Source organism: Enterobacter sichuanensis, from assembly GCF_009036245.1.
In the GTDB taxonomy this organism is placed as follows: domain Bacteria; phylum Pseudomonadota; class Gammaproteobacteria; order Enterobacterales; family Enterobacteriaceae; genus Enterobacter; species Enterobacter sichuanensis.
The window spans coordinates 4,352,916-4,365,523 of the sequence record NZ_CP027986.1 but is presented as its reverse complement, the minus strand read 5'-3'; the positions used below and the strand labels follow the sequence as shown (position 1 = coordinate 4,365,523).

Sequence of the window (12,608 nt, the reverse complement as noted above, 5' to 3'; positions counted from 1 at the left end):
TAATTGATGAAACAAACACAACGCCATGACGCCATTATCGAACTGGTAAAAAAACAGGGATACGTCAGCACCGAAGAGCTGGTTGAGCAGTTTGCCGTCAGCCCACAAACCATCCGTCGTGACCTGAACGACCTGGCCGATCAAAACCGCATTCTGCGCCACCACGGCGGCGCGGCGCTGCCGTCCAGCTCGGTCAACACCTCCTGGCACGACCGCAAAGCCACGCAAACGGCAGAAAAAGAGCGCATTGCCCGTAAAGTGGCCAGCCAGATCCCCAACGGGGCGACGCTGTTTATTGATATCGGCACCACGCCGGAGGCGGTGGCCCATGCCCTGCTGGATCACGAGAACCTGCGCATCGTTACCAACAACCTGAACGTGGCCAATACCCTGATGCAGAAAGACGATTTCCGCATTATTCTCGCCGGCGGTGAACTGCGCAGCCGCGATGGCGGGATTATCGGCGAGGCGACCCTCGATTTTATCTCTCAGTTCCGTCTCGACTTCGGCATTCTCGGGATTAGCGGCATCGACAGCGACGGCTCGCTGCTGGAATTTGATTACCACGAAGTACGCACCAAGCGGGCGATCATTGAAAACTCGCGCCACGTGATGCTGGTCGTGGATCACTCGAAGTTTGGCCGTAACGCGATGGTCAACATGGGCAGCATCAGCATGGTGGATGCGGTCTATACCGACGTGATGCCGCCGGCGGGCGTTATGCAGGTGATTAAAGATAATAATTTGCAGTTAGAGTTGTGTTGAGAAGCCTTTCTCCCTCTCCCTGTGGGAGAGGGCCGGGGTGAGGGCATCAGACCGCAAAGGACTTACACTCCGTATCCCATCATCTTCAACAATTGCTGCGCATGCTGTACCGCATCCTGACGATGCGCCACACCCAGCTTCTGATACAGATTGCGGATATGCGTTTTGATGGTGGTCGCCGCTACCGCCAGCTCACCGGCAATCTGCTCATTGCTGTAACCGGAATAGATCAGCCCCAGAACCTGCCATTCGCGCTGAGTCAGCGGGCTGGTACGGATCAGTTCCGGCACTTCCGGGTGGTTCAGCAGACGTTCAACGAAGTTCTCGTCGAAATGGGCAAACTTGTGGCGATGATGCTGGTTAATCTCGCGCAGAATGCGCTGGGCGCGATGCTGATCCAGCTCCGGCAGCGTATTGAGCTGAATAAGCTGACGCAGCTGCTGCGCCATCACTTCACCTTCAATCACAAAGTGGCTGATAAACCCGGTGCGGTTAGCCAGCTGTAGCGCCTCCAGCAGCACGCGCTGCGCATCGTTTTTACGGCCCGCCTGCCAGTAGAGCTGGTTTTGCAGGAGCAGGTTGCGGTTGAGGTCGCTCATCAGACGCAGGCTGCGCGCGTTCTCGTTCAACTCCTCCAGCACAATCTCTGCGGGCTCTAATTCACCAAGCAGGATCTGCGCGCGGGCAATGTTGCGCCACTGGCTCTGCAGGAAATGGTTATTGGCAAATTCCGGTTTTGGCGTCTGGCGTAACCAGTTAGCGGCGGATTTTTTATCGCCGGTCATCTGCCAGTAAATCACCCGGACCTTATCGGCGTTTGAAACCCAGTCGCTATGATACTGACCGTTGCCGAGCAGGTTTTCCAGGCGGTTAAGATGGTTGCGGGCGTTATCGAGATCGCCGCGCGCCAGCGAGCACTGCACCAGCAGCGCCAGACACTGCAGCTGCTGCTGAGGCTGGAAGCTGGAGAGGACGTCCACACCCTGGCGGGCGCAGCTTTCGGCTTCATCCAGACGCGACCATGCCCACAGGAGCTGAGCGCGAATACGCAGCAGGAACTCGTGCATCGGCAGCTGTTCAAGATGCTGTTCACGAATCAGCTGGAACGCTTTTTCCTGGTTTTCCCAGGCGGCCTGCAGGAACCCCTGCGCGAACAAAATTTCGCTTTGCTGGATCAGGCTCCACAGCGCGTAATGCCAGACATCATGGCGACGCGCCATCTGCTCGGTTTGTTGCATTAGCGACAGGGAGCGCGTCAGCTCGCCTTTGCAGTGCAGCACTTCACCGTGTACCGACGTGGCAACAATCCGGCTGTAGAAGTTAGCGAGCGGCAGTTCATCCAGGGCAACCATCGCCAGGCGTTCAGCCTCATCCGGGTCGCCGTCGTTAATTGCTACCTGGGCCCGCAGGGCGTTAAATTCACCGTGCAGGGGCGTATCCATGTTGCTTTCCATCTCCTGCTCCGCGCGGGCCAGCAGGGTGTTCACTTCGCTGTAGCGATGCTGGCTCTGCATCAACCAGGCCTGAAGCAGGACCAGACGCGGGTTCTCCAGCAGGCTTTCCCACGGCAGGGCTTTAAGCGACTCTTCCAGCAGCGTCAGTTCGCTGTGGTTAAACAGGCCCCACGCATGGTTGAGAAGGATATCGCGCAGCATGCTGGCATCACCCGCCGCCAGGGCGTGGTGAATGGCTTCGCTCGGGAAGCCCTGCGCCATCCAGCTTTCGGCGGCGGCGCGGTGAATTTCCGGCAGTTCAACCGCCAGCTCCCACTGGCAACGCTGGCGCAGGAAGCTGCCAAACAGCGGGTGATAGCTAAACCACTCGCCGGGGTCGTCCATGCGGGTCAGGAACAGGCCCTGACGTTCAATCTCTTCAAGCTGTAGCTGACCGTTTTCACACCCCGTCACGCGCACGATTAACGCATCGTTCATGGAGCGTAGCAGCGAGCTTTTCAGCAGGAAATTGCGGGTCGCCGGATCAACGCTGTTCAACACCTCGTCCACCAGGTAATCCGAAAGGTGGCTGGCGTTGATACCTGCCAGGCGGCGCGCAGACTGATGCGCCGGGCTGTTGTTTTGTCGGGCTGAGAGGGCGATGAGCTGCAGCGCCGTCGCCCAGCCGGCGACGTCGTCGCACAGGCGGCTGCTTTCGGCGGCCTCAATCGGTGACGTCAGGCGGCAGTCAAAGAACTGTTTTGCTTCCTGGTGGGTAAAGGCCAGCTGCTGGCTGCCCACTTCGAGAAGCTGATCGCGCACGCGCAGGTTTGCAATCCCCAGCTGTGGCAGATTGCGTGACAGCACCACTAAGGTCAGGTTTTCCGGCTGATGACGCAGGAAGAAACGCATCGATTCATGAATCACCGGGTTGGTAATGAGGTGGTAATCATCAATCACCACGTATAGCGGACGATGCCATTCGGCCAGCTCGATAAACAGCTGGGAGAAAAGGGAGGACAGGCTGGCGTACTGGCGCTTTTGCACCATCACCTCGCTGGCGACGCAGTGTCCATTGGTTGCCTGCTGAATAGCGGCAATCAGATAGCTGGCAAAACGCTCTTGCTGGTTATCGCCCTCATCAAGGGAGTACCAGCCAAGATCGCTCTTACCTGCTGCCCATTGCGAAATGAGCGTTGTTTTTCCATAACCTGCAGGGCTCGTAACCAGCGCCAGTCGGAAATTATGTGCGCCGGAAAGTTTAGCCAACAGACGCTCGCGGACCACGGTATGGTCAAGGCGAACCGGGCGACTTAATTTTGACGGAATCAACATAGGTTTCACTTCACTGTGGGGACGAGAGATTTTATTTTTTTTGCGCTTCGTAATTAATAGATATAAGGTCGGCCAATAAGTTAACTATTGCAAGTTATGTCTGAATTTGGTGGCTCTGAATTTGCACTCTGTCACAAAACATTCAGGCGGATGGCGGAACTTTCTGGAAAGGGCTTTGATGCCTTGTCAGTGCTGGCTTGTATGGCTGTGTTGCGGCTGCGCTGAAACTGGTTTCAGAAAGGGATAGTGACGGAAAATTTAATATACCCGGTGTAAAGTTAAGGGGGATTAATAATCTCCTTAGTAATGACCTGATTGCAGAAATATTATTCTACGTAAGTAATCATTTCAGCGCGTTTTAATTTCAGCCGAAACCGCATTTCATTTCTTTGACATTCTCCACGGTGACTATTTTATCTTCCGGGCACACTCGAACTATGCTCTGAGAGTGGCCTCGATCACACTTTTCTGCTCATCCCCGCTACTCCTCCCTGTCTAATCCCCCGCGGGAGGAGGAAGAGGTGAAATGAGCCAGGCACACTAGCGCCAACTTGTGTTTTCTTTCTAAAGGATGCCGATCCCCTATGTCACAGCCTACCTTCAACAAAGCTCAATTCCAGGCTGCCCTGACGCGTCAGTGGCAGCGTTTTGGCCTTCATGCTGCTAACGAAATGACGCCTCACCAGTGGTGGCAGGCAGTGAGCGGTGCGCTCGCAGAGCAGTTGGATGCTCAACCTCTGGCAAAACCGGTAAAAGGTCAGCGCCATGTCAACTACATCTCAATGGAGTTCCTGATTGGCCGTCTGACGGGCAACAACCTGTTGAACCTCGGCTGGTATCAGGAGGTGGGGGACGTGCTGAAAGAGCACGATATTAACCTTACCGACCTGCTGGAAGAAGAGATTGACCCTGCGCTGGGTAACGGTGGCCTGGGGCGTCTGGCGGCCTGTTTCCTGGACTCCATGGCAACCGTCGGCCAGTCGGCGATTGGCTATGGCCTGAACTATCAGTACGGCCTGTTCCGTCAGTCATTTGCCGATGGCCATCAGATGGAAGCGCCGGACGACTGGCACCGTAACACCTATCCGTGGTTCCGCCATAACGCGCAGCTGGATGTGCAGGTCGGGATTGGCGGGAAAGTCACGAAGCAGGGGCGCTGGGAACCGGCGTTCACCATCACCGGCGAAGCCTGGGACCTGCCGGTACTCGGCTACCGTAACGGCGTGGCGCAGCCGCTGCGTCTGTGGCAGGCGAAGCATGCGCATCCGTTTAACCTGACCAAATTCAACGACGGTGATTTCCTGCGCGCCGAGCAGCAGGGCATCGACGCCGAGAAACTGACCAAAGTGCTCTACCCGAACGACAACCACCTGGCGGGTAAAAAACTGCGTCTGATGCAGCAGTATTTCCAGTGCGCCTGCTCTGTGGCGGACATTCTGCGCCGCCATCATCTGGCGGGCCGCAAGCTGGCGCAGCTGCCGGACTTCGAAGTGATTCAGCTCAACGACACGCACCCGACCATTGCCATTCCTGAACTGCTGCGCGTGCTGATCGACGAGCATCAGCTGAGCTGGGATGACGCCTGGGCGATCGCCAGCCGTACCTTCGCTTACACCAACCACACCCTGATGCCAGAAGCGCTGGAGTGCTGGGATGAGAAGCTGGTGAAAAACCTCCTGCCGCGCCACATGCAGATCATCAACAATATTAACGACCAGTTTAAAACGCTGGTGGATAAAACCTGGCCGGGCAACAAAGCGGTCTGGGCGAAGCTGGCGGTGGTCCACGATAAGCAGGTTCGCATGGCGAACATGTGCGTGGTGAGCGGCTTCGCGGTGAACGGCGTGGCGGCGCTGCACTCGGATCTGGTGGTGAAAGACCTCTTCCCGGAATATCACCAGCTGTGGCCGACCAAATTCCATAACGTGACCAACGGCATTACGCCGCGTCGCTGGATCAAGCAGTGCAATCCGCTGCTGGCCGGTCTGCTGGACAAAACCCTGAAGAAAGAGTGGGCCAACGATCTGGACCAGCTCATCAATCTGGAAAAATATGCGGACGACGCAAAATTCCGCGAGCAGTACCGCGCCATCAAGCAGGAGAACAAAGTCCGTCTGGCGGCGTTTGTTAAAGCGCGTACCGGGATTGAGATCAACCCGCATGCCATTTTCGATATCCAGATCAAACGTCTGCACGAGTACAAACGCCAGCACCTGAACCTGCTGCACATTCTGGCGCTGTACAAAGAGATCCGCGAGAACCCGCAGGCCGACCGCGTACCGCGCGTGTTCCTGTTCGGTGCGAAAGCGGCGCCGGGCTACTATCTGGCGAAAAACATCATCCTCGCCATCAACAAAGTGGCGGCGGCGATCAACAACGATCCGAAAGTGGGCGACAAGCTGAAGGTGGTGTTCCTGCCGGACTACTGCGTCTCTGCGGCTGAAATGCTGATCCCGGCGGCGGATATCTCCGAGCAGATCTCGACTGCGGGTAAAGAAGCCTCCGGCACCGGCAACATGAAGCTGGCGCTGAATGGCGCGCTGACCGTCGGTACGCTCGACGGGGCCAACGTCGAAATCGCCGAGAAGGTGGGTGAAGAGAATATCTTTATTTTCGGCCACACCGTGGAAGAGGTGAAAGCCATTAAGGCCAAAGGCTACGATCCGGTGAAGTGGCGCAAGAAAGACAAAGTGCTGGATGCGGTACTGAAAGAGCTGGAAAGCGGTAAATACAGCGACGGCGACAAGCACGCGTTTGACCAGATGCTGCACAGCATGGACAAACACGGCGGTGACCCGTATCTGGTGATGGCCGATTTCACAGCCTATGTGGACGCGCAAAAACAGGTCGACGTGCTGTATCGCGACCAGGAAGCGTGGACCCGGGCGTGCATTCTGAACACTGCCCGCTGCGGTATGTTCAGCTCTGACCGCTCAATCCGTGATTATCAGGCCCGTATCTGGCAGGCAAAACGCTAAGGAAGCGCGATGGAGAGTAAACGTCTGGACAGCGCCGCGCAGGCGGCGGGGATCAGCCTCAGTTACATTAATGCTCACGGCAAACCGCAGTCTATTGGCGCCGACACCAAAAGACGTTTGCTGGATGCCATGCACAAAACCGACGCGAAAGCGTCGGCTGCACCGGTGCCGAACGTGAAGGTTTTCACCTCGGGGAAAAAGATGCTGCTGACGGTGGAGGGGCGCGGCGAGTTTACCTGGCTGCTTACCACCGAAGACGGCCAGCAGCATAAAGGCCACGCCACCGGCGGTAAGACCCTTAACCTTCCGGCAAAGCTGCCGGAGGGTTACCACTCCTTAACGCTCACCCAGGATGACCAGCGCTTCCATTGCCGGGTGATCGTCGCGCCAAAACGCTGCTATGAGCCGCAGGCGTTGCTTGAGGGTAAAAAGCTGTGGGGCGCCTGCGTGCAGCTCTACACCCTGCGTTCAGAGAGCAACTGGGGTATCGGTGATTTTGGCGATCTGAAGAAAATGCTGGCCTCCGTGGGGGAACGCGGCGGCGCGTTTATCGGCCTCAACCCGATCCATGCGCTTTATCCGGCCAACCCGGAGAGCGCCAGCCCGTACAGCCCGTCATCCCGCCGCTGGCTGAACGTGATTTATATCGATGTTAATGCGTTAGACGACTTCAAAAACAGCCAGGAGGCGCAGGCGTGGTGGAAACTCAGCACCACCCAGCAGGCGCTGAAGCAGGCGCGTGACGCGGACTGGGTGGACTATTCTACCGTCACGGCGCTGAAAATGGCCGCGTTGCGTCTGGCGTGGAAAAGCTTTTCGCAGCGCGATGACGAGCAGATGGCGGCCTTCCGTCAGTTTGTCACTCAGGAGGGCGAGAGCCTGTACTGGCAGGCAGCATTTGATGCGCTGCACGCATATCAGGTGAAAGAGGACGAAATGCGCTGGGGCTGGCCGGTGTGGCCGGAAGCGTATCAGTCCGTCGACACGCCGGAAGTGAAAGCCTTCTGTAAAAAACACGCGGATGAAGTGGACTTCTACCTGTGGCTGCAGTGGCTGGCGTACAGCCAGTTTGCCGCCTGCTGGCAGGAGAGCCAGGGCTATAAGATGCCGATCGGCCTGTATCGTGACCTGGCCGTCGGCGTCGCTGAGGGCGGTGCGGAAACCTGGTGCGACCGTGAACTCTACTGCCTGAAAGCCTCCGTCGGCGCGCCACCGGATATCCTTGGCCCGCTCGGCCAGAACTGGGGCCTGCCGCCGATGGATCCGCACGTGATGGCGGCGCGCGCGTACGAGCCGTTTATCGACCTGCTGCGCGCCAACATGCAGAACTGCGGGGCATTGCGTATCGACCACGTGATGTCTGTGCTGCGCCTGTGGTGGATCCCGTACGGTGAAACGGCAGATCACGGGGCCTATGTGCAGTATCCGGTTGACGATCTGCTGTCGATCCTGGCGCTGGAAAGCAAGCGTCACCAGTGCATGGTGATCGGCGAAGATCTTGGCACCGTACCGGTGGAAATTGTCAGCAAACTCCGCGACAGCGGCGTTTACTCCTATAAAGTGCTCTATTTTGAAAACGACCATGAGAAAACCTTCCGCGCGCCGAAAGCGTACCCTGAACAGTCAATGGCAGTCGCGACGACGCATGACCTTCCTACGCTTCGTGGCTATTGGGAAAGCGGGGATCTGACGCTCGGTAAAACGCTGGGTCTCTATCCGGATGAGGATGTGCTTCGCGGCCTGTATCAGGATCGCGAGCTGGCGAAGCAGGGCCTGCTGGATGCACTGCATAAGCATGGCTGTCTGCCGAAACGTGCCGGGCATAAGGCATCGCTGATGGCGATGACCCCGACGCTCAACCGTGGTCTGCAGCGTTACATTGCCGACAGCAACAGTGCCCTGCTGGGCCTGCAGCCGGAAGACTGGATTGATATGGCGGAGCCGGTCAACATTCCGGGCACCAGCTATCAGTACAAGAACTGGCGTCGCAAGCTTTCCACTACGCTTGAGAAGATGTTTGCCGATGACGGGGTGAACAGGCTGATTAAGGATTTGGATAAGCGCAGAAGGGCGGTGGGCAAGAAGCGGTAGTTCCACCCTCACCCTAACCCTCTCCCAGGGGGAGAGGGAATGGAATGTAGGCCGGGTAAGCGTCAGCGCCACCCGGCTTTTTTACATCAAACCACCATATTCAACAGCAACACCCCGACCAGACCGCACACCGAAATAATGGTTTCCAGCGCGGACCAGGACTTGATGGTTTCACCGATTGTCAGGTTAAAGTACTCCTTGAACAGCCAGAAGCCCGGGTCATTAACGTGAGAGAAAATCACGCTACCGGAACCGACGGCAATAACCATCAGCTCAGGGCTCACGCCCGTGGTCGCAATCAGCGGGGCAACGATACCGCCTGCGGTGATCGCCGCAACGGTCGCAGAGCCCAGCGCAATACGCAGAACCGCGGCGATGGACCAGGCCATCAGGAGCGGCGACACGTTGGTTTCATGCATCATGGCCGCGATGTATTTGTCCACGCCGCTGTCGACCAGAACCTGCTTGAACGCACCGCCACCGCCGATGATCAGCAGCATCATGGCAATGATTTTGATGGACGAGGTCAGCGTGTCGTTGATCTGATCCATTGAACGGCCGCGGTTCAGACCGAAGGTGAACATCGCAATCAGGACCGCAATCAGGGTTGCCATCACCGGGTCACCCAGGAATTCGGCCACGGACAGGAATGCATGACCTTTTGGCAGGATCATCTCTGCCACGGCGCGCATCGCCATCAGGATCACCGGTACCAGAGAGGTCCAGACGCTGACGCCAAAGCCAGGCATCTCTTCTTCGGTGAAGGTTTTCGCGCTGTACAGACCTTCCGGAATCGGCTTATCAATGCCTTTCAGGAAGCGGGCATAGACCGGACCGGCCAGAATAACGGTCGGGATCGCCAGAATGGTACCGAACAGCAGGGTTTTACCCATATCCGCGTGGAAGATGGTTGCGATAGCGGTTGGACCCGGGTGCGGCGGCAGGAAGCCGTGGGTTACGGACAGCGCCGCAGCCATTGGCACACCGACATACAGCAGCGGGATGCTCGCCGCAGCCGCGATGGTAAATACCAGCGGCAGCATCAGCACGAAGCCCACTTCATAGAACAGCGCGAAACCGACGGTAAAACCGGTTAACACCACCGCCCACTGGATGTTCTTCTTACCAAATTTGTCGATAAGCGTGGTGGCAATACGCTGGGCGCCTCCGCAGTCCGCCAGCATTTTACCGAGCATAGCGCCGAAGCCCATGATCAACGCCAGGCTGCCGAGCGTGCCGCCAACGCCGGCTTTAATCGAGCTGATGACTTTTACCAGCGGCATCCCCTGCATCAGACCGACTGCAAGCGCCACCAGAACCAGAGCGATAAATCCGTTCATTTTGAAACGGATCATCAAGAGCAGTAATAACACAACACCGATAGCAACGATGACTAATGGCATGATTTACCTGGCCTTTGAATTGTTATGGGTAACGTCATTGTTTCAACGACAAGTTCCGATTGTCCCAACTGGGAACAGAGTGTTAACGGCACTCATACTGATGCCTTCGAAACCATTAAGTTTAGTCGGCTGTTATAAGGATGCTGAGTGCCCACGAGAATGATACGGGTAACATGGCGAGATTGAGAATCACCCTGGGAGGCTAAATTTGAATTATGAGACGCAGGTCAACATATAGAGGGGGGCGGGATAACAAAAGCCGGGTGGCGGCTTCGCCGTACCCGGCCTGGGATTCGGATGCAGTAACTGTTTTGTAGGCCCGGTAAGCGCAGCGCCACCGGGCAATACGGGCGGGCAAAGAATCAGTAGTATGAGTGCTCGCCGCGCTGGTGTTCAGTCAGGTCGCGCACGCCTTTCAGTTCCGGGAATTCGTTCAGCAGCTGCTTCTCGATCCCTTCTTTCAGGGTCACATCTACCATGGAACAACCGTTACAGCCGCCGCCAAACTGCAGGATGGCGAAGCCTTCATCGGTGATCTCCATCAGGGAGACACGACCGCCGTGGCCAGCCAGCTGTGGGTTGATCTGGGATTGCAGCAGATACTCAACGCGCTCCATCAGCGGGGCATCGTCAGAGACTTTGCGCATTTTCGCGTTTGGCGCTTTCAGGGTCAGCTGAGAACCCAGCTGGTCGGTGACGAAGTCGATCTCCGCATCTTCAAGATACGGTGCGCTCAGCTCATCAACGTAGGCGGTGAGCTGTTCAAATTTCAGGGCGGTGTCGGTGGCTTCCACCGCGTCCGGCGGACAATAAGAAACACCACATTCTGCATTCGGAGTGCCTGGATTAATCACAAACACGCGGATCTGCGTCCCTTCTTCCTGATTTGCCAGCAGTTTGGCAAAGTGCGCTTGTGCAGAATCGGAAATACGGATCATAGCTTTGGCCTAATAGTTGACTAAATTACCTGGGTATAATCATACGCCCATTGAAGAAGGGCTACAAGGTACGGCACAGACACCATACCTGAACCGACGCGGCGCCGCTTTGCAAAAGCAGTCGGGAAAGTTCAGCAACGGTACTGCCTGTGGTGACGACATCATCCACAATCGCGATATGGAGGCCGTCGACCGGCAATTCAAGGCGAAAGGCATTTTTGAGGTTTCTTTTGCGAAGCCGGGCGTTGAGCTGATGCTGGATGGCGGTGGCATGAACACGCGTAAGCGCGCGGGCGTCATACCGACAGCCAAGCCAGCGGGCGAGGGGGCGGCAGATCAGATCGCTCTGGTTATAGCCGCGCCGCCAGTGCCGACGCTGGTATAAGGGCACGTTTACCACCCTGTCGATTTTCGGCAGGGCGCGCTGACGCCGTGCCTGTAAAACCGCCAGCAGTAGCAGGCGGGCCAGGGACGGGGCCAGCGAACTTTGACCGGAAAATTTCAGCGAATGAATAAGCCTGCTTAGCGGCGGAACATAATCATCCACGGCCACCAGCGCGTGCCACGGCGGGGCTTTTTTTAGACAACGACCGCAGGGAAACGCGGGGTTCGTGGCCGGTAAACCGCACTGTGGGCAGGTCGCGATACGCCTTGTGAACGATCGCGTGCAGACAGAACAGATACCCCATCCGCTGAGCGCAAGCGGCATTTGGCATAGCCAGCACAAGCCTGGCACTGTTAGCATGTGCAACCTCCATGTGAAAAAAGAGAACAGTAACTGATGAAGACGCTGTGGTGGCAGACTGCAGGAACAGGAAATTGCCATCTTGTGCTGCTGCACGGATGGGGCCTGAATGCAGAAGTATGGCATTGCATAAGTGAGGAACTTGCCTCGCATTTCACCCTGCATCTGGTGGATCTGCCCGGTTTTGGCCGCAGCCGCGGTTTTGGGGCGATGTCGCTTGATGAGATGGCCCGGCAGGTTCTGGACGCTGCGCCGCAAAACGCCATCTGGCTCGGCTGGAGCCTGGGTGGGCTGGTGGCAAGCCAGATTGCGCTGTCGCAGCCCGAGCGCGTAAAGGCGCTGGTGACCGTGGCCTCGTCGCCCTGCTTTAGCGCGCAAGAGGCGTGGCCAGGTATAAAACCTGACGTGCTGGCGAGCTTCCAGCAACAGCTGAGCGAAGATTTCCAGCGGACCGTTGAGCGCTTCCTCGCCCTGCAGACGATGGGCACAGAAACCGCGCGTCAGGATGCGAGAACGCTGAAGCAGACCGTGCTTTCCCTGCCGATGCCGGAGGTGGAGGTGCTTAACGGCGGGCTGGAGATCCTGAAAACGGTCGACCTGCGCGAGCCGCTGGCTGCGCTGGCCATGCCGCACCTGCGTATCTATGGCTACCTTGACGGCCTGGTGCCGCGTAAAGTGGTTCCGCTTCTGGATGCGCTGTGGCCGGAGAGCGAGTCACAGGTCATTGCCAAAGCCGCGCACGCCCCGTTTATCTCTCATCCGGCGGAATTTTGTTCAGCGCTCATTGCGTTAAGTCAACGTTTCGACTGATTATTTTCCATCCAGCCTGGAAAAAGTAACACACCGCAACCATACTCCATTTGTCGTTGCGGTTGTTCTGCCTACGATAATCAAAACAACAATCCTATGGAGAGTCAGGC

Annotated in this window: 8 protein-coding genes; 4 read left to right on the top strand and 4 right to left on the bottom strand. The window is 57.1% G+C overall.

The genetic code is table 11. The annotated features are described in order from the left end of the window. The first annotated feature begins 6 nt into the window (after window positions 1-6). On the top strand, window positions 7-765 hold the full coding sequence (locus tag C1N69_RS21205; protein ID WP_025758123.1) for a DeoR/GlpR family transcriptional regulator: 759 nt from the start codon (window positions 7-9) through the stop codon (window positions 763-765). 62 nt (window positions 766-827) lie between these two features. On the opposite strand, the gene malT is transcribed toward C1N69_RS21205, so the two are convergent. Further along, window positions 828-3,533: an HTH-type transcriptional regulator MalT gene (gene malT, locus C1N69_RS21200; protein ID WP_045285989.1), complete on the bottom strand. Its 2,706-nt coding sequence runs from the start codon at window positions 3,531-3,533 to the stop codon at window positions 828-830. A 584-nt stretch (window positions 3,534-4,117) separates the two neighbouring features. On the opposite strand from malT, the gene malP reads away from it, so the two are divergent. Together malP and malQ are read left to right on the top strand one after the other, a co-directional pair. Next, window positions 4,118-6,511 carry a maltodextrin phosphorylase gene (gene malP / locus C1N69_RS21195; protein WP_155031828.1) on the top strand — a complete coding sequence of 798 codons (2,394 nt, stop codon included), beginning with the start codon at window positions 4,118-4,120 and terminating at the stop codon, window positions 6,509-6,511. A gap of 9 nt (window positions 6,512-6,520) precedes the next feature. Further along, window positions 6,521-8,602, top strand: a complete 2,082-nt coding sequence (gene malQ / locus C1N69_RS21190) for a 4-alpha-glucanotransferase (RefSeq protein WP_155031827.1) — start codon at window positions 6,521-6,523, stop codon at window positions 8,600-8,602. An 86-nt stretch (window positions 8,603-8,688) separates the two neighbouring features. Here the strand turns inward: malQ and gntT are convergent, their stop codons facing one another. From gntT to gntX, 3 genes are all read right to left on the bottom strand, one after another. Next, window positions 8,689-10,005 carry a gluconate transporter gene (gene gntT, locus C1N69_RS21185; RefSeq protein ID WP_024907902.1) on the bottom strand — a complete coding sequence of 439 codons (1,317 nt, stop codon included), beginning with the start codon at window positions 10,003-10,005 and terminating at the stop codon, window positions 8,689-8,691. A 362-nt stretch (window positions 10,006-10,367) separates the two neighbouring features. Further along, window positions 10,368-10,943, bottom strand: coding sequence for a Fe-S biogenesis protein NfuA (gene nfuA, locus C1N69_RS21180; protein WP_008503055.1), 576 nt, complete (start codon window positions 10,941-10,943; stop codon window positions 10,368-10,370). 61 nt (window positions 10,944-11,004) lie between these two features. Next, on the bottom strand, window positions 11,005-11,688 hold the full coding sequence (gene gntX / locus C1N69_RS21175; protein ID WP_047959620.1) for a DNA utilization protein GntX: 684 nt from the start codon (window positions 11,686-11,688) through the stop codon (window positions 11,005-11,007). A gap of 36 nt (window positions 11,689-11,724) precedes the next feature. Between gntX and bioH the strand changes: the two genes are divergently transcribed. Further along, window positions 11,725-12,498, top strand: coding sequence for a pimeloyl-ACP methyl ester esterase BioH (gene bioH, locus C1N69_RS21170; RefSeq protein ID WP_045285985.1), 774 nt, complete (start codon window positions 11,725-11,727; stop codon window positions 12,496-12,498). The last annotated feature ends 110 nt before the right edge of the window (window positions 12,499-12,608 follow it).

What these genes read in the sequence shown, in the direction of transcription:
- gntT (WP_024907902.1), bottom strand. Translation starts at nt 10,005, where the DNA reads ATGCCATTAGTCATCGTTGCTATCGGTGTTGTGTTATTACTGCTCTTG.
- malP (WP_155031828.1), top strand. Translation starts at nt 4,118, where the DNA reads ATGTCACAGCCTACCTTCAACAAAGCTCAATTCCAGGCTGCCCTGACG.
- bioH (WP_045285985.1), top strand. Translation starts at nt 11,725, where the DNA reads ATGAAGACGCTGTGGTGGCAGACTGCAGGAACAGGAAATTGCCATCTT.
- nfuA (WP_008503055.1), bottom strand. Translation starts at nt 10,943, where the DNA reads ATGATCCGTATTTCCGATTCTGCACAAGCGCACTTTGCCAAACTGCTG.
- C1N69_RS21205 (WP_025758123.1), top strand. Translation starts at nt 7, where the DNA reads ATGAAACAAACACAACGCCATGACGCCATTATCGAACTGGTAAAAAAA.
- malT (WP_045285989.1), bottom strand. Translation starts at nt 3,533, where the DNA reads ATGTTGATTCCGTCAAAATTAAGTCGCCCGGTTCGCCTTGACCATACC.
- gntX (WP_047959620.1), bottom strand. Translation starts at nt 11,688, where the DNA reads ATGCTAACAGTGCCAGGCTTGTGCTGGCTATGCCAAATGCCGCTTGCG.
- malQ (WP_155031827.1), top strand. Translation starts at nt 6,521, where the DNA reads ATGGAGAGTAAACGTCTGGACAGCGCCGCGCAGGCGGCGGGGATCAGC.